16 protein-coding genes, 1 pseudogene and 1 riboswitch are annotated in these 19,792 nt (G+C 75.3%); of the genes and pseudogenes, 6 read left to right on the forward strand and 11 right to left on the reverse strand.

The genetic code is table 11. The features are described from left to right. Window positions 1–134 (reverse strand): annotated as a pseudogene (locus ACFWZH_RS38050) (diaminobutyrate acetyltransferase); the annotation flags it as partial. 584 nt (window positions 135–718) lie between these two features. Here ACFWZH_RS38050 and ACFWZH_RS38055 point away from each other — a divergent pair. Both ACFWZH_RS38055 and ACFWZH_RS38060 read left to right on the forward strand, forming a co-directional pair. Then, window positions 719–1,810, forward strand: coding sequence for an amidohydrolase family protein (locus ACFWZH_RS38055; RefSeq protein WP_384442668.1), 1,092 nt, complete (start codon window positions 719–721; stop codon window positions 1,808–1,810). A gap of 399 nt (window positions 1,811–2,209) precedes the next feature. Then, window positions 2,210–3,196 carry an SCO1860 family LAETG-anchored protein gene (locus ACFWZH_RS38060; protein ID WP_384442671.1) on the forward strand — a complete coding sequence of 329 codons (987 nt, stop codon included), beginning with the start codon at window positions 2,210–2,212 and terminating at the stop codon, window positions 3,194–3,196. Between the two features lie 129 nt (window positions 3,197–3,325). On the opposite strand, the gene ACFWZH_RS38065 is transcribed toward ACFWZH_RS38060, so the two are convergent. Then, the gene (locus ACFWZH_RS38065) at window positions 3,326–3,799 is read right to left on the reverse strand and encodes a 4-oxalocrotonate tautomerase family protein (RefSeq protein WP_384442626.1); all 474 of its coding nucleotides are present in this window, start codon (window positions 3,797–3,799) and stop codon (window positions 3,326–3,328) included. A gap of 69 nt (window positions 3,800–3,868) precedes the next feature. On the opposite strand from ACFWZH_RS38065, the gene ACFWZH_RS38070 reads away from it, so the two are divergent. After that, window positions 3,869–4,786: a LysR family transcriptional regulator gene (locus tag ACFWZH_RS38070; protein ID WP_384442629.1), complete on the forward strand. Its 918-nt coding sequence runs from the start codon at window positions 3,869–3,871 to the stop codon at window positions 4,784–4,786. Here ACFWZH_RS38070 and cobC read toward each other — a convergent pair. The 9 genes from cobC to ACFWZH_RS38115 form a co-directional block, all read right to left on the reverse strand. Continuing rightward, window positions 4,783–5,880 carry an Rv2231c family pyridoxal phosphate-dependent protein CobC gene (cobC, locus tag ACFWZH_RS38075; protein WP_384442632.1) on the reverse strand — a complete coding sequence of 366 codons (1,098 nt, stop codon included), beginning with the start codon at window positions 5,878–5,880 and terminating at the stop codon, window positions 4,783–4,785. The two genes, ACFWZH_RS38070 and cobC, sit on opposite strands and share 4 nt — an antisense overlap. A 2-nt stretch (window positions 5,881–5,882) precedes the next feature. Continuing rightward, on the reverse strand, window positions 5,883–6,728 hold the full coding sequence (locus ACFWZH_RS38080; protein WP_384442635.1) for a sirohydrochlorin chelatase: 846 nt from the start codon (window positions 6,726–6,728) through the stop codon (window positions 5,883–5,885). A 138-nt stretch (window positions 6,729–6,866) separates the two neighbouring features. Continuing rightward, entirely contained in the window at window positions 6,867–7,331 is a 465-nt protein-coding gene (locus ACFWZH_RS38085) for a cobalamin biosynthesis protein (RefSeq protein ID WP_384442638.1), read from the reverse strand. Next, entirely contained in the window at window positions 7,328–8,002 is a 675-nt protein-coding gene (locus ACFWZH_RS38090) for a VOC family protein (RefSeq protein WP_384442641.1), read from the reverse strand. The genes ACFWZH_RS38085 and ACFWZH_RS38090 overlap by 4 nt, the downstream gene beginning before the upstream one ends. Continuing rightward, window positions 7,999–9,405: a cobyrinate a,c-diamide synthase gene (locus tag ACFWZH_RS38095; RefSeq protein ID WP_384442644.1), complete on the reverse strand. Its 1,407-nt coding sequence runs from the start codon at window positions 9,403–9,405 to the stop codon at window positions 7,999–8,001. The genes ACFWZH_RS38090 and ACFWZH_RS38095 overlap by 4 nt, the downstream gene beginning before the upstream one ends. 7 nt (window positions 9,406–9,412) lie before the next feature. Further along, complete coding sequence (cobO, locus tag ACFWZH_RS38100) at window positions 9,413–10,009, reverse strand: cob(I)yrinic acid a,c-diamide adenosyltransferase (RefSeq protein WP_384442647.1); 597 nt, start codon at window positions 10,007–10,009, stop codon at window positions 9,413–9,415. After that, window positions 10,009–12,138, reverse strand: a complete 2,130-nt coding sequence (locus ACFWZH_RS38105) for a putative cobaltochelatase (protein ID WP_384442650.1) — start codon at window positions 12,136–12,138, stop codon at window positions 10,009–10,011. The genes cobO and ACFWZH_RS38105 overlap by 1 nt, the downstream gene beginning before the upstream one ends. A 49-nt stretch (window positions 12,139–12,187) precedes the next feature. Continuing rightward, window positions 12,188–13,750, reverse strand: coding sequence for a cobyric acid synthase (locus ACFWZH_RS38110; protein ID WP_384442653.1), 1,563 nt, complete (start codon window positions 13,748–13,750; stop codon window positions 12,188–12,190). After that, the gene (locus ACFWZH_RS38115) at window positions 13,747–14,733 is read right to left on the reverse strand and encodes a cobalamin biosynthesis protein (protein WP_384442656.1); all 987 of its coding nucleotides are present in this window, start codon (window positions 14,731–14,733) and stop codon (window positions 13,747–13,749) included. The genes ACFWZH_RS38110 and ACFWZH_RS38115 overlap by 4 nt, the downstream gene beginning before the upstream one ends. Window positions 14,734–14,862: 129 nt before the next feature. Next, window positions 14,863–15,013, reverse strand: a riboswitch (cobalamin riboswitch). A 202-nt stretch (window positions 15,014–15,215) separates the two neighbouring features. On the opposite strand from ACFWZH_RS38115, the gene ACFWZH_RS38120 reads away from it, so the two are divergent. The 3 genes from ACFWZH_RS38120 to ACFWZH_RS38130 are packed head-to-tail and all read left to right on the forward strand — an operon-like array spanning window position 15,216 to window position 19,674. Beyond that, window positions 15,216–15,653, forward strand: a complete 438-nt coding sequence (locus ACFWZH_RS38120; RefSeq protein WP_384442659.1) for a hypothetical protein — start codon at window positions 15,216–15,218, stop codon at window positions 15,651–15,653. Window positions 15,654–15,658: 5 nt separating this feature from the next. Then, window positions 15,659–18,310, forward strand: a complete 2,652-nt coding sequence (locus ACFWZH_RS38125) for a caspase family protein (protein ID WP_384442662.1) — start codon at window positions 15,659–15,661, stop codon at window positions 18,308–18,310. After that, window positions 18,307–19,674, forward strand: coding sequence for an extracellular solute-binding protein (locus tag ACFWZH_RS38130; protein ID WP_384442665.1), 1,368 nt, complete (start codon window positions 18,307–18,309; stop codon window positions 19,672–19,674). Before ACFWZH_RS38125 ends, ACFWZH_RS38130 begins: the two co-directional genes overlap by 4 nt. Window positions 19,675–19,792: the final 118 nt, after the last annotated feature.

Here is a 19,792-nt window from a genome sequence, read left to right on the forward strand (position 1 = left end):
AGCACCCGCGAGTCGCGGGCGATGCGCCAGATTGCTGCTCCGTCCTCCACCCGTGGGGTGTCGAGCTTGAAGCCCTCCGGAAATTCTCCGATATCGCTGCGGGCACCTGCATGGTCTGCTTGTGCGGCGGTCATGGGAATTAAATTTACCCAGGGAAAAAGGAAATTGCATCGCGGGCAGGGGTTACACAAGTGCCGAGGATGTGTTATCGCGCGGGGGCGCCCGAGCGCGCGATGCCGTAGAAAGTTGTCCCGATTTGACCAGGAGGTTCGGGGTGAAACGGACACCCTGTGTAGTCGGTCACAGCTCCGTAACAGCCGCGAGATGCGTCCGAATTACGGTATCTGACGCTAGCGAAATCTTGGCGTTTGAGCTGCGGAAAAGCGGGCAGAAGAATACGGAAGGCTATGCGTCCAGGAAATTGGGAATTCGCCTTCAGTGGCCCTGCCGGAAGCCCAGGAAACCCGCCCGGCAAGGCCGTGGCAAGACTCATGACAAGGCTTGCAAGAACATGCGGCCGGTTTTGGTGGAACTTCCGGCGAAACGTCGGTGGAATCTGTCCCGCAGGGGCCGGGCGGGCGCCGCCGCGGCCCGGAAAACCACCTGGCCGGTCCTTGGTCGCGGCTCGCTCGCCCGCCCCGGACAATCGCTCGGCCGATGCTCGACCACCCCGGCCCGACCGCCCGGTCGGGCCGCCTAAAGTGCCTGTATGACGTCCATGAGCGAAGGTGCGGTGCTGCACCTCAAGGGGAGGGTCCTCGTCGGACCGGACGACGTGCGCGACGAGCTGTGGGTCGTCGGCGGCCGGGTGACGTTCGACCGGCCGGCCCTGGCACGCGATGCCACCACGGTCGAGGGCTGGGCGCTGCCGGGCCTGGTCGACGCCCACTGCCATGTGGGGCTGGACGCGCACGGGCCGGTGGACGCCCCGACCAGCGAGAAGCAGGCGCTCACCGACCGTGACGCCGGCACCCTGCTGATCCGCGACGCCGGGTCGCCCTCCGACACCCGCTGGGTCGACGAGCGCGACGACCTGCCCCGGATCATCCGCGCGGGCCGCCACATCGCCCGCACCAGGCGCTACATCCGCAACTACGCGCATGAGGTCGAGCCCGAGGACCTGGTCGCCTATGTCGCCCAGGAGGCCCGCCGCGGCGACGGCTGGGTCAAGCTCGTCGGGGACTGGATCGACCGCTCCACCGGCGATCTCTCCGCGTGCTGGCCCCGCGGCGCGGTCGAGGCGGCCATCGCCGAGGCGCACCGGCTCGGCGCCCGGGTGACCGCCCACTGCTTCGCCGAGGACACCCTCGCCCCGCTGGTCGAGGCCGGCATCGACTGCATCGAGCACGCCACCGGACTCACCGAGGACACCATCCCGCTCTTCGCCGAGCGGGGCGTCGCCATCGTCCCCACCCTCGTCAACATCGCCACCTTCCCGCGGCTCGCGGACGGCGGCGCGGAGAAGTTCCCGCGCTGGGCGGACCACATGCGACGCCTCCACGCGCGCCGCTACGACACCGTGCGGGCCGCGTACGACGCCGGCGTGCCCGTGTTCGCCGGCACCGACGCCGGGGGGTCGCTCGCCCACGGCCTGGTGGCCGACGAGGTCGTCGAGCTGACCCGGGCCGGGCTGCCCGCCGTGGCCGCGCTGTCCGCCACCACCTGGGGCGCGCGGGACTGGCTCGGCCGCCCCGGCCTCACCGAGGGCGCCCCGGCGGACCTGGTGGTCTACGAGAGCGACCCGCGCGAGGACGTACGGGTACTGGCGGCGCCCCGCAGGGTGGTGCTGCGGGGGCGGGTCGTCGGCTAGCGATACCCCCTGGGGTGTGGTCCGAGGGGCCGGGGCCGGACGGGTCCCGGCCCCTCGCCGTGCGCGGCCGCACGGCGCCGCCCGCGGCGTCGACGGCGTCAACGGTGCCGCCTGACGCGGTGGGCGGGGTGGATCGCGCCGGTCAACCCGGATCACCCGGTCGGTGGGGCGGCTGTGACGCGGGTGATGCACCGTGCCGCGGGAATCGAATGAAGACGCGAAAACCACCCATTGGGATGAACTAACCTCGCGTGGCTGCCCGTTCACCCTCGGTGCGGACACGATGTGCGGGTCGAGGTCGTCGGCCCGCGTGATGTCCCCCATTGGCGCGGTCGGCGGCTCCATCTCTCTCGTGGGGGTTCCACACACGTGTCCACCAGTCCCACCTACTTCTCCGGCATGCCCCGGCGCCTCGCCGCGACCGTCGTCGCCACCGCACTGACGGCCGGCCCCGCCGTGCTGCTCGGTGCCGCCCCCGCGCACGCGACCGGAGACCACGGCTCGACCCGCGGCACGGCCGGCGCGGTCGTGCTGCGCACCGGGCTCAACGTCGGCCTGCTCGACAAGGCGGCCGACGTCCCGCTGAACGTCGCCCTGAACGAGGTGCGCGCACCGGCCTCCGCCGAGAAGACGGCGCTCAGCGTCGACCTCGACGGCGTCGACAAGGGCAAGCCCTTCAGTGTGCTGCGCGCCGACGTCGCCACCGCACGGGCCACCGCCGACCGCCGCACGTCCGAGGGCTACGCCAACCTGGTGCACGCCACGGTCCGGCTGCCCGGTCTGCCCCTGCTGTCCCTGATCGAGGTCCAGCAGGTCACCGCCAAGGCCGTGTGCGAGGCGGGCGAGCGGCCCCGCGCCGAGTCCAACGTGCTGGGCGACGTCCGCGTCCTGGGCAAGAAGGTCACGCTCACGGCGGGCGGCACGACCGAGGTCAAGGTGCCGGGCGTCGGCGAGGTGCGGCTCGACCTGTCCAAGAAGAGCGTCGCGGACCGGAGCGCCGCGGCCACCGCGCTCGAACTGAACGTCTCGGTCGACCCGCTGAAGCTGAACGTCGCCGACGTGCGCGGCAAGGTCACCCTCGCCCGGGCCACCTGCACCGCCCCGCACAGCAAGACGCCCGAGCAGGGCGGCTCCGGCGGCAGCGGCGGCCCGTCGCAGCCGGACGGCGGCAGCAAGCCGGACGGTGGCAGCAAGCCGGCCGGTGGCGGCACCGAGGTGAACCGGACCGGCTCCGGGGCCGACTCCCACAACCTCGCGGAGACCGGCGGCAGTTCGGCCACCCCGTACCTGGCCGGCGGCGCGGCCCTGCTGCTCGCCGTGGGTGCCGGAACGACGGTCTACGCACGCCGCCGCCGCGCCGCCGCACCGCAGGGCGGCCGCGGCTGACAGCCCCGTACCCCGTGCCGGTGCTGTGGGGGCGCCGTGTGCGGGGTACGGCCCGGGGTGCGCCGTCATGTGCCGGAGGCGGCGCGTGTCGGCGCACCCCGCCTGCCGTGCGGCCCGGCCGCTGCCGGCTCAGCGGGCGGCTGGAACGGCCGGGGCGGCCGGTGCGTCCCCGGCCCGGCGGTAGTGGTCGAACTGGGTCACCCCCTGATAGCCGTAGCTCTCGGGGTGCAGTTCGTGCAGGGCGACCCCGCACCGGGCGAGCGGGCCGAGGAGGTCCGACAGCAGCGCACCGGCCCTGGCGATGAAGGCGGCCTTCTGGGCGGCGCTGTTCGTGCCGAGGGTGAGGCTCGCCTCCACGTGCGCGTCGCGGCCGCCGGTCAGGGGCCTGCCGGCGACGAAGTAGCTGTCGGCCGGCACGGTGTCGACGTGGACGATGGTGCGCGCGGCGGACTTGCCCAGGACCGAGACCGCCAGCTCGGTCAGCCCCTCGGCGAGGGTGCGTCGGACGTCGGTGGGCAGGTCGGGGTCGGTGACGGTCACCCGGAAGTACGGCATGGCTCTCCTCGGCAGATGCTGGTCCGCGGCCGCCCGGTCGGGCGGCACGGAGCAAGCCTCGCCAACCTGGCACCATAGATCCAACGCATGGATGTCATAGGGATATGAGGCCGCCGCATGACCGTGAACCTCGCCCAGCTGAGGGCCTTCCTCGCCGTCGTCGACGCGGGCGGCTTCAGCGCGGCCGCCGCCGAGCTGGGCCTGAGCCAGTCCGCGGTGTCGCACGCCGTCGCCTCCCTCGAACGCGAGCTGACCGCCCCGCTGCTGGTCCGCGCCTCCCCGGTGCGGACCACGGCGCGCGGCGAACGGGTGCTGCCGCACGCCCGTATCGCGCTGTCGGCGGCCCGGTCCGTGGAGCAGATCGCGGCCGACGCCGACGAGACCATGACCGGCACCGTGCGGCTGGCCTCCACACCGACGGTCTGCCAGGGGCTGGTCCCCGGTCTGCTGCGGCACTGGCGCGAGGACCAGCCGCGGATCACGGTGCGGGTCTTCGAGGGGGACAGCGCCGAGGTGGCGACCTGGCTGGAGGAGGGGACCGCCGACGCCGCCGTGCTGATCGACCCCCCGCCCGGCCCCGGCATCCAGCTCGCCATGGACGGCTACCGAGCCCTGCTGCCGCGCGACCACCCCCTGGCGGACGAGCCGGCCGTCGACATCCGCGACCTGGAGGACGACCAGTTCCTGATCTCGCCCAACGGCTGTGAGGCCCGCATCCGCACGATCCACAGCCTGGCCGGGCTGCGCTTCACCCCCGCGCACCGGGTACGGGACCTGGCGACCCTGATCAGCATGGTGCAGGCCGGTATCGGCGTGACCGTGCTGTCGGAGGTCTCCCGCTCGCTGATCCCCCCGGATCTGGTGCTGCTGCCGCTGGAGCCGCAGACCTCGCGCCGGCTGGTACTGACCGGACCGCAGTCCCGTCCCTGGCACCCGGCGGTGCGCACCCTGGCGGAGTCGGCCGCCGGACATCTGGCCCGGATCGCCTCCGCGGCGCCGGGGCCGGCGCAGGAGCCGGCACGGCAAGCGCCTTAGAGCCGCCCGAGGACCTCCGCCAGCGCCGCGGCGAAGCGGTCCGTCGTCGGGCGGTCCCGTACCGCCAGCCGCAGCCAGTCCGGGCCCAGCCCGGGGAAGGTGTCGCCCCGGCGCACCGCGAAGCCGCGCTCGCGCAGCCCGGCGCGTACCTCCGCCGCGTCCGGCAGCCGGATCAGCAGGAACGGGCCCGCCGCCGGACCGGCCACCCGGATCTGCCCGAACTCGCCCAGCCGGGCCAGCAGATGGGCCCGGTCCGCCGCGATCTCCTCGGCCGCCGCGGCGGCCTCCGCCAGCGCCCCGGGCGCGCAGCACGCCTCGGCGGCGGCCAACGCCGGGCTGGAGACCGGCCACAGCGGCTGCGCCCGCTCCAGGGCGGCGACGGTGTCCGCGGCGGCCAGCACATAGCCGATCCGCAGCCCCGCCAGGCCCCAGGTCTTGGTGAGACTGCGCAGCACCACCAGTCCGGGCAGATCCGTGCGCGCGGCCAGCGACTCCCGCTCGCCGGGCACCGCGTCCATGAACGCCTCGTCCACCACCAGCGTCCGGCCCGGCCGCGCCAGCCGCGCCAGCGCCGCGGCGGGGTGCAGTACGGACGTCGGATTGGTGGGGTTGCCGACGACGACCAGGTCCGCGTCCCGCGGCACCGCCTCCGGATCCAGCCGGAAGCCGTCCCGTTCGTCGAGCAGCACCCGCCCGACGTCGTGCCCGGCGTCCCGCAGCGCCGCCTCCGGCTCGGTGAACTGCGGATGCACCACCACCGGCCGACGGGCCGGCAGGGCCCGTGCGATCAGGACGAACGCCTCCGCGGCGCCCGAGGTCAGCAGCACCCGCTCGGGGGGCAGCCCGTGCCGTGCGGCGACCGCGTGGCGGGCCGACCGCCCGTCCGGGTACGCGGCGAGACCGTCCAGGGACGCGGCGATGCGGTCCTTGAGCCAGGCCGGGGGAGTGCCGGTGCGGACGTTGACCGCCAGATCCGTCAGCCCGGCGTCCGCGCCCCGCACCTCGGCGTCGCCGTGATGGCGCAGATCGGGCTCGGGGGACGGGGCGTTCGGGTCGGGCTCCCGCAGCCGTACCGACTCGGTGGAAGCGGGCATGCTCACCGTTCCCCGGCGCGCGCCGCCACCGCCGCGGCCGGCCACGCCGCACCGCCCGCCACCGTCTCGCGGTAGCGCTCCATGACCACCTCGGCCACCTCGGCGCCGGTGCCGATCGCCTGCGCGCCGTACACCTCGGTGTCGGGGTGCGCCGCGGCCCAGCCCTCGGTCTGCATGCACAGCCGCTCGAACAGGCCGCCGGGGAAGAAGAAGTACGGCAGGACCACGATCCGGTTCGGACCGTCCGACCCGGGGGCGGCCGCGGCCAGCGCCCGGCACCGGTCCAGGCCCATCGGTACATCGGGCGCCGCCTGCGTGACGAACGCGGTCTCCACGCCCGCGAAGCCGCGCCCCTCCCACAGCAGCCGCGCGGCCCGTGCGACCTCGGCGTTGGCGTGGGGGTCGCTCGCCCCGCGCCCCACCAGCAGCACCGTCGTACGGGCCCGGTCCTGGGGCCGGCGGGCGCCGCTGCCCAACGCGTCGTCCAGCCGCTGCTCCAGCGCCTGCAGCAGCCGGGGGTGCGGGCCCGGCTCGGCGCTGCAGGCGAAGCCGAGGCCCGGGTGGCGCACGGCCGCCCGCTCCAGTGCCGCGGGCAGCGTCGCAGTGCCCGGCCCGGTCGGCGTCAGCAGCAGCGGTACGGCGGCGACGCGGGTCGCGCCCCGCTCGGCCAGCTCGTCGACGGCGTCGTCCAGCGGCATCGGCGCGCCCGGCAGACCGAAGAACCCGCCGGCGACGAGCACGTCGGGGTGGCGCGCGGCGAGCAGGTGCACCAGGGCGCGGAGGGCCTCGGCCCCGTCCTCGTCACGGGTGCCGTGACCGGCGATGAGCAGTGCGGGAGGGGTGGTCACTGAGTCTCCTTGGTGCCGGTGTTTCGCCGTCGGTGCTTCGTCGCCGATGACCCCCGTCTGCCGGCCCGGGCCACGGCGGGGCGGGTCGAGGGAGGTCATGACGATATCGGCACCCGTGATCGGAGCGGCGGCCGCTCCCTACCTACCAGCGGTAAGCACACCGTTCTCCGTTACTGCCGGCGCCGCGAGCGCGCAGGTGGCACGGGCCGGTCGTCCGGGCGGCGCCGACTTCCGCTTGCCCGCCACCAGTTCGGCGCCCGGCCCCGCGGCCAGCAGCGCGGCCGCCTCGGCCACGCTCGGCGTGCCGACGGCGGCGGCCGCGGCCGGGGACGGATCCGGTACCCGTACGGCCGCCAGCGCCGCCGCCGGGAACGACAGCAGCGGCACCCCGAGCCGGCGCGCGGCCCCGGTCAGCCCCGGCTCGGCGGCCTTGGCCGCCACCGTCGCCAGCGCCACGACCGGCCGGTCCGTCAGCCCCGCCGCCGCCCGTGCGGCCGTGATCAGGTCCAGCACCTCGCCGACCGGGACGCCGCGGCTCGCGCCCACACCGGCGATCAGGGGCGCACCGGGGCCGCCGGCGCGGTCGGCCGCCCGGCGGCTCATGGCGCGCCGGCTCCCCGGCCGAAGGCCACCAGGCCGTGCCGGCCCTGAAGGACCGCGGTGAGCTGCGCGGCGGGGCCGGCCGCGATCGGCTCACCCGGCCACCGCACGCCGAGCGCCGCCAGCGCGTCCCGGGCCGCCCCGGGGTCGGGGTGCGTGGCGCGCAGCGATACCAGGGGGACCCGCGGCAGCCCGCTGCCCGACGGATGCGGGGCGTCGCCCCAGTCGAGGAGGAAGGGCGACAGGCCCTGGGCCCGCTCCGGAGGCGTCAGCCGCCAGGCGATCCGGGCGCCTTCGGGGGTCCGCCGGGCCATCGCCGCCGGATCGCCCGGGTCCGCCCCGCGGGCCCGCGCCTCGGCGACCCGGTCGGCGATCGCGGTGACCCGCACCGCCCAGGCGACCAGCCGCGGCCCGGTCAGCGCGTCGATGCCGAACCACCGCGGCCCGGCCGGGGCCGGCTGCTCCGGGTCGGGCCCGACGATCTCGAAGTACGCCCCGCCGCCCAGGTCCAGCAGATGGTTACGGGTGCCCCGGCCCGGATGGCTGCCGCCGCGCACCGGCCGCACCCCGGTCAGCTCCGCGACCTCGGCGACGGTGCCCTCCAGATCGGGCGTGGCATAGACGAGGTGGTCGAGGACGGCGGGCGCACCGGCCGTACCGGCGGTGCCCCTCACCGCGCGGCCCCGTACGCCGCCGCGCCCCGCGCCGCGCTCGTCGCCAGCCGGCCGGCCAGCGACGGCTCCGCCGCCCAGTGCACATGCAGATACGACGCATGCACCCCACCAGTCACAAAGCCCTCCACGCGCCGCTCGGGGTGGGTCAGCCCCCACGCCGGCTCCGCGCCCGCCCCCGGCTCCAGGACCGTACGGTGGAACTCATGGCCGCGCACCCGCGTCCCGGCCGCGGCCAGCGCGTTGTCCCGCAGCGCCACCGCCTCCCGGTAGCCGAGGGTGAGCCGCTCGGTCATCCGGGCCTCGGCGGGCAGCACCCCGCACATCGGCTTCCCGTCGATCGCGCGGGAGAGGTACAGCAGCCCGGCGCACTCGGCGGACACCGGCGCACCGGAGGCGGCCAGTTCGGCCACCGCGGCGCGCAGCGGGGCGTTCGCCGACAGATCCGGCGCATACACCTCGGGGAAGCCGCCGCCGATCACCAACCCGTCGGTGCCGGGCGGCAGTTGCTCGTCCCGCAGCGGGTCGAACGGAGCCACCTCGGCGCCCGCGGCGGCCAGCAGCTCGGCGTGCTCGGCGTACGAGAAGGTGAACGCGGCGCCGCCGGCGACGGCGATCAGCGGCGCCTTCGCGGCGCCGCCCGTCACGCCGGTGCCCGTCGCCGCCACCTCCGCCGCCGGATCCCACGGCGCGTCCGGCAGCTCCGGCACCGTACGGGCCAGCGCCAGCAGCGCCTGGAGGTCGCAGCCCGCGCGCACCCGTGCGGCCAGTTCGCGCACCGACTCCAGTGCCTCGGCCCGCCGTTCGGCGACCGGCACCAGCCCCAGATGGCGCGACGGCGTACCGGCCCGCCCGTCGCGGCGCAGCGCGCCCAGCACCGGCACCCCGGAGGAGTCCATCGCCTCGCGCAGCAGCTCCTCGTGGCGGTCCGAGCCGACCTTGTTGAGGATCACCCCGGCCAGCCGCACCTCCGGGTCCCACGACGCGAAGCCGTGCACCAGCGCGGCCACCGACCTCGACTGCGAGGACGCGTCCACCACCAGCACCACCGGCGCCCGCAGCAGCTTGGCGACCTGCGCCGTGGACGACAGCTCGCCCTTCCCCGACGCCCCGTCGAACAGCCCCATCACGCCCTCGACGAGCGCGAGATCGGCGCCCACCGCGCCGTGCAGGAACAGCGGTGCGATCCGGTCCGGGCCGCACAGATAGGCGTCCAGGTTGCGGCCGGGGCGGCCGGTCGCCAGGGAGTGGTAGCCGGGGTCGATGTAGTCGGGACCCACCTTGTGCGGCGACACCGTGAGCCCGGCCTCGGCGAACGCCGCCATCAGGCCGGTGGCCACCGTCGTCTTGCCCGCGCCCGACGACGGCGCGGCGATCACCAGCCGTGGAATCGACCCGTTGCTCATGCCCGGCTCACCATTCGATGCCCCGCTGGCCCTTCTGCCCCGCGTCCATGGGGTGCTTGACCTTCGTCATGTCCGTCACCAGGTCGGCGAAGTCCAGCAGCGGCTGGGGGGCGCCGCGCCCGGTGATGACGACATGCTGCGTACCGGGGCGGTCGCGCAGCACCGACACCACCTCCTCGGTGTCGATCCAGCCCCACTTCAGCGGGTAGGCGAACTCGTCGAGCACCAGCAGCTTGTAGGTCTCCGCGGCGAGGTCCCGCTTGACCTGCTCCCAGCCCTCGCGCGCCGCGTCCTCACTGGAGGCGATGTCGCGCTGCACCCAGGACCAGCCCTCGCCCATCTTGTGCCAGGCGACGGTGCCGCCCTCGCCGGAGTCGCCGAGCACCTTCAGCGCCCGCTCCTCGCCGACCTTCCACTTCGCCGACTTCACGAACTGGAACACCCCGACCGGCCAGCCCTGGTTCCAGGCGCGCAGCGCCAGCCCGAAGGCGGCGGTGGACTTGCCCTTGCCCTGGCCGGTGTGGACGAAGACCAGCGGGCGGTTGCGGCGCTGGCGGGTGGTGAGCCCGTCGTTCGGTACGACGGACGGCTGTCCCTGCGGCATTACGCGGCCTTCCTGTTGGCGTGATCGGTCCTGTTGCCCCGCACGGTCCGTACGAGGGCGGAGACGCTGTCGGCGCGCAGCTCGTCGAGGGTCACGGCCGTGCCCTGCAGTTCCCGGGCCAGTTCGCCCGCGAGCCCCAGCCGCACCGGGCCCGACTCGCAGTCCACGACCACCGAGGCGGTGCCCTCGGCGGCCAGCAGGCGGGCGGCGCGGGCGGCGCGGGCGACCGGCTCGGGGCCGCCGGTCGCCCGTCCGTCGGTGACGACCACCAGCAGCGGGCGGCGCGAGGCGTCTCGCATCCGCTCCACCCGCAGCACCTCGTGGGCCCGCAGCAGCCCCTCCGACAGCGGCGTCCGGCCGCCCGTCGGCAGCTGCTCCAGGCGCGCCGCACCCGCCTCGACCGACGACGTCGGGGGCAGCGCCAGCTCCGCGCCGGCGCCCCGGAAGGTGATCATGCCGATCTTGTCGCGCCGCTGGTAGGCGTCCAGCAGCAGCGAGAGCACCGCGCCCTTGACCGCGCTCATCCGCTTGCGCGCCGCCATCGAACCGGACGCGTCCACGACGAACAGCACGAGATTGCCCTCGCGGCCCTCGCGCACCGCCTCGCGCAGATCGTCCCTGCGCACGACCAGGCCGCTGCCCCGCCGCCCGCGCGCGTGCTGGTGCGGGGCCGCGGCCTGCACGGTCGCGGCCAGGTGCAGTTTGCCCAGGGCGCCCCGGGGGCGGCGGGCACCGGTCGTCCGGCCGTGCGCGGTACGGGCACGGGAGCGGCGGCCGTCGGCGCCCTCGCCCAGGCCCGGTACGTCCAGCCGGCGGGTCCGAAACGGCTCGGCGGCCCCGACGGCCGGCTTCTCCCCGGCCGCGCCCGCCTGAGGCCGGGGCTCGGGCTCGGGCTCGGACTTCTCGGGCGCCTGGGGGGACTCGGGGGCCTGCGGGGCCTGGTGGTCCTGCTGGTGCGGCAGTTCGGCCTCCGGCTGCTGCGGCGACTCCTGCGGCCCGCCCTCCCGCGGCGGCGGCGCACCGCCCGGACCGCCCCCGTCGGGGCCGCCGTCCGGACCGTCCGGCTCCGGGTCGTCCTCGCCGTCCGCGCCCTCGTCCGCCCCGCCGAACTCCTCCAGCGTCCGGTCGAGCTTGTCCTCGTCCAGGCCGGGGGCGTCGAAGGGGTTGCGGCGCCGGCGGTGCGGCAGCGCCAGCAGCGCCGCCTGCCGGACGTCCTCCTCCTGGACGTCCGTGCGTCCCGCCCAGGCGGCCAGGGCCGTGGCGGTGCGCGCCATCACGATGTCCGCGCGCATCCCGTCCACCTCGAAGGCGGCACAGGTCGCCGCGATCTGGCGGAGCGCCGCGTCGCCCAGCACCACATGCGCCAGCAGCTCCCGGGCGGCGGCGATCCGCCCGCGCAGCCCCTCCTCCTCGGCCGCCCAGCGCGCCGCGAAGCCGGCCGGGTCGGCGTCGTAGGCCAGCCGCCGGCGGACCACCTCCACCCGCTGCTCCGGCTCGCGCGAGGCCGCGACCTCGACCGTGAGCCCGAACCGGTCCAGCAACTGCGGCCGCAGCTCGCCCTCTTCGGGGTTCATGGTGCCCACGAGCAGGAAGCGGGCCGCGTGCCGCACGGAGACGCCCTCGCGCTCGACGTAGGAGGCGCCCATGGCGGCGGCGTCCAGCAGCAGGTCCACCAGGTGGTCGTGGAGGAGGTTGACCTCGTCGACGTACAGGATGCCGCGGTGCGCGTCCGCCAGCAGCCCCGGCTCGAAGGCCTTCACGCCCTCCGACAGGGCCCGCTCGATGTCCAGCGCGCCGACCAGCCGGTCCTCGGAGGCGCCGACGGGCAGCTCGACCATGCGCGTCGGGCGCTGCTCGACGGCGCCCGGCTCGTGCGGTCCGTCAGGGCAGCCGGGGTCGGGTGCGGCGGGCGCGCAGGCGAAGCGGCAGCCGCCGACCACGTCGACGGCCGGCATCAGGGCCGACAGCGCACGCACCGCAGTGGACTTGGCGGTGCCCTTCTCGCCGCGCACCAGCACCCCGCCGACCGCGGGGCTCACCGCGTTCAGCAGCAGCGCCAGCCGCAGATCGTCCATCCCGACGACCGCGGTGAAGGGGTACTGCGGGGTCGTGTTGTGCACCGTTGTCATGCCTTGTCATCCTCCACGTCGCCGGCCCGATCCGTCCCATGCGTACCCCTCATGGCGCCCCCGGAGGCACGAACGGCAGCCCCTCCGGCACCCCTTCCTCGATCAGCCGCCACAGCGCGTCCGTGTCCGCGTGCTCCTCGATCAGATCGCCCAGCCGGTCCAGCTGCTCCTCGCGCAGCGCGGCGAAGCTCGTGTCGGGGGCCGGGACGAACGCCCGCCCCGCGTCGGCCGCCACCCGCCGCAGGAACGCCCGGCGGAAGCCGTCGCTCTCCAGCGAGCCGTGCCAGTGCGTGCCCCACACGGAGCCGACCCGGCAGCCGTCCAGGCCGTGCCCTTCGTCATCGGAGAAGAACGCCTCACCGCCGGTCACTTCGGCGACGCCGTGGTGGATCTCGTACCCCTCCACCGGCTCGCCCAGCGCCCGCCCGGCTGGCCGCGCGAGGGTCTTCTCCGCCGCGAAGCGCACCCGTACGGGCAGCAGCCCCAGCCCCTCGACCGTGCCCGCCTTCGACTCGACCTCGTCCTCGATGCGCTCGCCCAGCATCTGGAAGCCGCCGCAGACGCCCAGCACCGGGCGGCCCTCGGCGGCCCGCCGGGCGATCGCGTCCGCGAGGCCGCGCTCGCGCAGCCACGCGAGCGCCCGGACGGTGCCCCGGGTCCCCGGCAGCACCACCAGGTCCGCGTCGGCCAGCTCCTCGGCCCGGTCCACGAACCGCACCACCACGCCGGGTTCGGCGGCCAGCGCGTCCACGTCCGTGAAGTTCGACATCAGCGGTACGGCGGCGACCGCGACCCGCAGCACATCGGCGCCGTGCGGCGGCGCCACGACGCTCTCGCGCACCGCGCCGCGCAGCGAGACCCGCAGGCCGTCCTCCTCGTCGATGCCCAGCCCGTGCGCGAACGGCAGCACGCCCAGCGTCGGCCGCCCGCTCAGCCGCCGCATCATCGCAAGGCCGGGCTCCAGCAGCGTCACATCGCCCCGGAACTTGTTGACGAGGTACCCCGCGACCAGCGCCTGGTCCTCCTTCGACAGCAGCGCCGTGGTGCCGAAGAAGGACGCGAACACCCCGCCGCGGTCGATGTCGCCGACCACGACGACCGGTATCCGGGCGGCCCGGGCGATGCCCATGTTGACGATGTCGGTGCGTCGCAGATTGATCTCGGCGGGGCTGCCGGCGCCCTCGCAGATCACCGCGTCATGGGTGCGCCGCAGCTCGGCCAGGCAGTCGGTCACGGTGCCGAGCAACTGCTCCTGCCGGCCCGCGTGGTAGCCGCGGGCGCTGAGCTCACCGACCGGCTTGCCCAGCAGCACCACCTGACTGCTGCGGTCGCCGCCCGGCTTGAGCAGCACGGGGTTCATCAGCGCGGTCGGCTCCACCCGCGCCGCGGCGGCCTGCATCGCCTGGGCCCGGCCGATCTCCGCGCCCTCGCGCGTGACGAACGAGTTCAGCGACATGTTCTGCGCCTTGAAGGGCGCCACGCGCACGCCCTGGCGCACCAGCCAGCGGCAGATCCCCGCCGTCACCACGCTCTTGCCGGCGTCCGACGTCGTACCGGCCACCAACAGGCCCCCGCCGACGGCCTTGCCGGACGCCCTGCTCCGCCCGTTCAACGGCTCTTCCTCCCGCTCCCGCGGCGCGCCGCCGCACTCCTGTGCCGCACCGCGCCCGCCACCAGCCGCCCCGCCACCGTCGTCGCCAGCGCCAGCGCGCTCACCTTCCGCGACAGCCGTACCGCCCGTTCGATGTCGCCGGCCGCGACCGGCCGCGCCCCGCCGTTGAGCACCGGTCGGTGCTCGACCCGCCCGGCGTACGCCAGCGTGCCGCCCAGCCGTACGCCCAGCGCACCCGCGAACGACGCCTCCACCGGGCCCGCGTTGGGGCTCGGGTGCGCCCCGCCGTCCGCCCGCCAGGCCCGCAGCGCGCCGCGCCGGTCGGGGCCGGCGAGCACCGCCAGCGCGGCGGTCAGCCGGGAGCCGGGCCAGCCGGCGAGGTCGTCGAGCCGGGCCGAGGCCCAGCCGAAGCGCCGGTAACGCGGCGACTTGTGACCCACCATCGCGTCCAGCGTGTTCACCGCCCGGAACGCCACCAGGCCGGGCACCCCGCCGAACGCGCCCCACACCAGGGCGCCCACCACCGCGTCCGAGGTGTTCTCGGCGACCGACTCCACCACCGCGCGGGCCAGCTGCGGCCCGTCCAGCGCCTGCGGATCACGCCCGCACAGATGCGGCAGCCGCTCCCGCGCCACGTCCAGGTCGCCCGCCGTGAGCGCCCCGCCGACGGCCCGTGCCTCCCGGCCCAGCGAGGTGCCGCCCAGCACGGCCCAGACCGTCGCCGCGGTCAGCGCGACCCGGGCGCCGCGGGAGCGTCCCGTGGCGCGCTGCAGCAGGGCGGCCCCGGCGGCCGCACCGCCCGCGCACAGCACGGCGTGTGCCGCTCCGTACCCGCGGTGGTCGCGCCACAGCCGGCGCTCCACGGCGCCCGCCGCCCGGCCGAACGCGGCCACCGGATGGCCGCGCCGCGGATCCGCCGCGATCAGGTCGGCGAGGAAGCCCAGGGCCGCGCCGCACGCGTATCCCGCGTGTTCGCCGCGCATCGGGTCAGACCGCCGTCAGGCCTCGAAGGGGCCCTGCGGGGGCGTGCAGTGGTGCTCTCGAAGGGCGGCCGGGCATGGCGGTATGTCCTCACTCAGGGTCCGCGCCCTGGCTCGACGTGACGGCGACAAGAGTCTCCTGGCTCCCGGATCGGCGTGGCCCCCGGCCTTCCAGTCCTGGTACGCCGTCAGACGTACGCGAGGCGGACCGTGGCCTTCGCTGGAGGAACGCTCCCCGGTGACAGTGGCGGGACCGCGCCGGATTCTCACCGGACTTCCTCATCTGTCGCCGATTGGCTCCGGCAGTCCACCACGCCCCGCGAAGGCCCGTCAACTCAACCTTGACCTGCGACGCAGCCCCGCGGCAGGCGCTGTGGCACGCGCCACAGGGTGGCGGCCGCGTCACAGACGGTTGCCTGTGCCCCTGATCCCACGTCACTATCAGTTGCACGGTGGCGAAGGGGCCGCCGGAAGGGGGCTGGGGGATGCCGGAGAGCGCCGGTCATCACGAGATCCGCATCAGGATCACGGGGACGAACAATCCGCAGCAGGACATCGACGACCTCCAGGTGTGGCTGGAGCGCGAACCCTGGCTGAGCCGCCGGGAACACGCCTGGGAGCAGCGGCCGCGCCCCGCCCACGAAGCGGCCGACACCGACGGTGCCGGCTCGGCCGGTCCCGGCGACATGGCCGTGGGAGTGGATGACCTGATCCTGGTGATCGTCGGCGCGGTCGCCGCCGAGGTCACCAAGGGGCTGGGCATCGCCCTGCGGGAGTGGCTGCGGCGCCGCAAGGAGGAGCGGGCCGAGGGCGAGGCGCCCGCCGTCGACGCCGGCACGGGCGGTGAGCTGCGGCCGGTCGGCGACACCGAACGCCCCGATCCGGGCGGACCGACGCGCGGGGGCGGCACCGGCGAGGGCTGACCCGGATGTCCGAATACGACGCGCGGGGAAAGATCAACCGGGCGCTGCTGGTCTGTGTCCACGACTACACCACGCTGACCGGCCTGCCCGCGGTGGAGGACAACGCCCCCGAGCTGCGGCGGGCACTGACCGCCACCGACCTGTTCACCGCCGACGAGGTCACGGTCTGCCGCCCCACGGAGCCCTGGGAGCTGGGGCAGGCCCTCAAGACCGCCGCCGACGAGGCGCGCGGTCTGCTGCTGGTGCACTTCTCCGGCCACGGCCGGGTCCGCAGCGACGGCGGCGATCTGCAGCTGATGGTCGGCGCCTCGGTGCCCCGGCAGAGCCACACCACCGTCTCCTGGCAGGACACGGTGCTCTCCTGCCTCGACAACGCACGGGCCGAGCGCATCGTGATCGTCCTGGAGTGCTGCTACGCCGGCAACGCCGACGGGGCCTTCCACTCCCTGCGCAAGCCCATGTCGCTGCTGATGGCCGCCCAGCCCAACCGCCGGATCTTCAGCGGCGACGAACCGGCCGGCGGCAGCCTCTTCACCCGCGCCATGGTGGAGATCCTCGAACACGGCCTCCCCGGCCGACGCTTCGTCGCCTTCGAGGACCTCGTACGGGAGCTGCGCACCCGGCTCGCCGACGAGCGGACCCCGATGGGCGACGTCTGGGAGCCGCGCTCCGCGAAGCAGAACACCCTCGACGACGTCGTCCTGTCCTTCGCCACCCCCGAGGTCCGGCTGCCGACGCCGCCGCGGGTCCGCTTACGCCGCTGGTTCAACCAGCACCTCCGGCGCCGGCTGCGGCTCCTGCTCGTGCTGGGCGGCGTCCTCGCGCTCACCGCCGCCACCCTGGTCACCCTGCACGCGCTGCGCCCGCCGCCGGACTGCCCGCCCGCCCTCGAACTGCGGCTGCTCACCGCCCCGGAGGCCGAGCCCACCCTGCGCCAGGCCGCCTTCGGCTACGAGATGTCCGAGCTCAACACCCGCCCGCTGCACGGCGAGGACGATCTGCCCGCGGGCTGCCGGCGCGCCCAGATCACCGTCTACTCCGCCGCCAAGGACCAGGTCGACCAGGGCTTCGCCGCCGCCGACCGCTGGCAGGGCCAGGCCCAGGGCACCGGCAAGGACCTCAAGGACACCAAGGGCACCGACCCCCTCCACCGGCCGGGACCCCAACCCGACCTGTGGGTCCCCGAATCCACCGCCGACTATGAGGAGGCCCGTCGCGGTATGCCGCCCACCGGATCCCCCGCGACCCTGCACAACACCGGCCCGGTCGCCTACAGCCCGCTGGTCGTCGGCATCCCGGCCACCGAACGGCTCACCGACGTCGAACCCGTCGGCGCCTCCTGGCAGGAACTGCTCACCGGCACCGACAGCGCACACCGCGATCTGCGGCTGCTGCGCCCCAGCCCCGTGCTCTCCGGCACCGGACTGCTGCACACCATCGGCCTCTACCTCGCCAACGACGGCTCGCACATCGACTCGTCCGGCGCCCCCGACCCCGCCCTCGCCGAGAGCGCCGAGCAGCGGCTCTCCGCCCCGGGCAGCCAGTACGCCGGCAGCACCGAACTGCTGTGCTCGCTGCGCCCCGACGCCGCCGGGGGCACCCCCGGCACCGGCCGCGGCGCCCGCTCGGCGCCGCTGGTCTCCGAGAAGTCCCTCGCCGACTTCAACCTCGGCCACGCCATCGGCGGCTGCCCCGCCCTGGGCTCCGCGCCGCCCCCGGGCGACCGCTACGCCGCCTACTACCCCAAGAACGTCCCGGCCCTGGACCACCCGCTGATCCGGGTCGACTGGCACGGCGCCGGGGACGCCGCCCCCCGGCAGGCCGCGGCCGACCGCTTCGCCGACTGGCTGCGCGCCCCGGACGGCGGACAGCGCGTCCTCACCGAGCACGGCTACCGCGCGGTGCCCGGCAAGGACGGCACGGTGCCCGCGCCCGCCGCCGACTCCCCGCTGCGCAGCAGCCGCGCCAACACCGACCTCGGCGCCCCCGTCATCCCCTTCACAGCCGGCGCCGACCAGGTCGCCCGGGTGCTGGACGGCTACGACCGGGCACAGAAGTCCAGCCGGCTGCTGATCCTGATGGACTCCTCCACCTCGATGGCCGACGGCGGCAAGCTCCCCGTCGCCCTCGGCGCCGCGGGCCGGGTCCTGGAGATGGTCGGCGACCGCCACACCTACGGCCTGTGGACCTTCCCGGACCGTACGCATCCGGGTGATCCGGCGGCGGTGCGCCGGGCCGTCCCGCTCGGCACCGCCGACCCGGCGCCCGGAAAGGCCGCACTGGAGCGGATCGCGAAGGGGGGAGCGGACGCGCTGGTCGACCACGGCGCCGCGATGGAGGAGGCGCTGACCGCCGCCGTACGGGAGATGAAGAAGTCGGCCGTCGGCCATCAGGCCATCGTGCTGATCCTGGACGAGGACGACGGCGGGCCCGGGCGCGCGGCGGGCGTGGAGCGCACCCTGACCGCGCTGCTGAAGCAGAAGCCCGCGGTGCCGGTCCTGACGCTGGTGATGGGCCGGTCCGGCTGCGACACCTTCGTCCTGCAGGGGCTGGCCGGCGCCTCGAAGGGGCAGTGCGTGCCCGGCGGCCCGCAGGCCCCCGATCTGCTGGCCGGACTGGTCGCCTCCATCGGCACCGCGGGCAGGGAGGGCCGGTGAGGACACCGCGCACCGCGCTGCCCGCCGCCCTGCTGTGCCTGACGCTGACGGCGGCGGTCGGCGGCTGCACGTCGGGCCCGCAGCCCGGCCCCGAGAAGGGGCCGATCGTCTTCGCCACCGGCAGCGACCTCAGCAGTACGGGCGTCCGCCAGGACCTCATCGAGGCCTTCGAGCGGAGCACCGGCCGCTCGGTGCGGATCGTCAAGCTCCCGGACACCGCCGACGGCCAGCGCAGCCAGCTGCTGGCCGCGGGCCAGTCCGGCAACAGCGACTACGACGTGCTCAACCTCGATGTGGCCTGGACCGCGGAGTTCGCCGAGGCGGGGGTCATCCGCCCCTGGGGCACGGCCCTGGACGGCGACTTCCTCGACAGCGTGGTCAAGACCGTCGAGCACGACGGCAAGATCTGGGGTGTCCCCTTCAACAGCGACGCCGGGCTGCTGTACTACCGCAAGGACCTCCTCCACGAATACGGCTATGACCAGCCGCCCTCCAACTGGGGCGAGCTGAAGAACGTGGCCGGCCAGGTGGCCGACGCCTACAACCGCCGGCTCGCCCGCGAAGGCAGGGCCACCAAGGCCCGCAGGATGTACGGCATGGTGGCCCAGCTGCGGCCCTACGAGGGGCTGACCGTCAACACCCTGGAGTCGGCCTGGGCCAACGGCGGCGATCCGGACGCCCCGAGCTTCACCAAGGGCGAGCAGGTCGGCGCGCTCCAGCAGGGCGTCGCCGACGTCAAGGACCGGCTCGACTCGATCATGCCGCACGAGGCCACGGCGATGGACGAGACGGAGAGCCGCCGCTGGTTCGCCGACGGCCGCGCCCTGTTCATGCGCAACTGGCCGGTGGAGTACGCCTCGGTCGCCGAGAAGCTCACCCCGGGCAAGCAGTTCGCGGTCGCCGAGCTGCCGGCCCGTCCCACCGACGGCAGGCGGATGTCCGTCCTGGGCGGGCAGAATCTGGCGATCTCCGCGGGCAGCCGGCGGCCGGCCGGGGCGCGGGCCCTGATCGAGGCGCTGACCGGCCCGGGCAGCGAACGCTGTCTGCTGGAGCGGGGCTTCGCGGCGACCCGTGACTCGTCGTACCGGCAGGCGGCCAAGGCGCCCGCCTGCCCGTTGCCGCCCGAGCGCGGTGAGCACGGCACGGGGCAGCGGGCGCCGTGGCCCGGCCAGGAGCCGCCGTACACCCGGGCGCTGTACGCGGCGCTGCGGGCGGCCCAGCCCCGTCCGCGCAGCGCCCACTACCAGACCTTCAGCAAGGTCGTGCAGATCCGGGTGTCCGAGTACCTCAACAGCCGCGGCGGTACCGCGATCGCCGATGCGCTGGCCCGCGAGGCCGACGAGGCGCTCAGCGGGCGGGGGTGATCCCCGTGCGCCCGGTTTGTCGGCCCCCCCACAGCACGAGGCGTGCCGGGGGTGGGGGCGGGCGCCGCGGTCCACCCGCCGCCGCGGGTGGGGGGCGGGTGGCCGGTTGTGCGCCGCG

The sequence above is a fragment of the Streptomyces sp. NPDC059008 genome, from assembly GCF_042749045.1.
Classification (GTDB): domain Bacteria; phylum Actinomycetota; class Actinomycetes; order Streptomycetales; family Streptomycetaceae; genus Streptomyces.

Excerpts from the sequence above, each read along its gene's own strand:
- ACFWZH_RS38055 (WP_384442668.1), top strand. The coding sequence starts at position 719 with ATGAGCGAAGGTGCGGTGCTGCACCTCAAGGGGAGGGTCCTCGTCGGA.
- ACFWZH_RS38060 (WP_384442671.1), top strand. The coding sequence starts at position 2,210 with ATGCCCCGGCGCCTCGCCGCGACCGTCGTCGCCACCGCACTGACGGCC.
- ACFWZH_RS38070 (WP_384442629.1), top strand. The coding sequence starts at position 3,869 with ATGACCGTGAACCTCGCCCAGCTGAGGGCCTTCCTCGCCGTCGTCGAC.
- cobC (WP_384442632.1), bottom strand. The coding sequence starts at position 5,880 with ATGCCCGCTTCCACCGAGTCGGTACGGCTGCGGGAGCCCGACCCGAAC.
- ACFWZH_RS38085 (WP_384442638.1), bottom strand. The coding sequence starts at position 7,331 with ATGAGCCGCCGGGCGGCCGACCGCGCCGGCGGCCCCGGTGCGCCCCTG.
- ACFWZH_RS38095 (WP_384442644.1), bottom strand. The coding sequence starts at position 9,405 with ATGAGCAACGGGTCGATTCCACGGCTGGTGATCGCCGCGCCGTCGTCG.
- cobO (WP_384442647.1), bottom strand. The coding sequence starts at position 10,009 with ATGCCGCAGGGACAGCCGTCCGTCGTACCGAACGACGGGCTCACCACC.
- ACFWZH_RS38105 (WP_384442650.1), bottom strand. The coding sequence starts at position 12,138 with ATGACAACGGTGCACAACACGACCCCGCAGTACCCCTTCACCGCGGTC.
- ACFWZH_RS38115 (WP_384442656.1), bottom strand. The coding sequence starts at position 14,733 with ATGCGCGGCGAACACGCGGGATACGCGTGCGGCGCGGCCCTGGGCTTC.
- ACFWZH_RS38120 (WP_384442659.1), top strand. The coding sequence starts at position 15,216 with ATGCCGGAGAGCGCCGGTCATCACGAGATCCGCATCAGGATCACGGGG.
- ACFWZH_RS38125 (WP_384442662.1), top strand. The coding sequence starts at position 15,659 with ATGTCCGAATACGACGCGCGGGGAAAGATCAACCGGGCGCTGCTGGTC.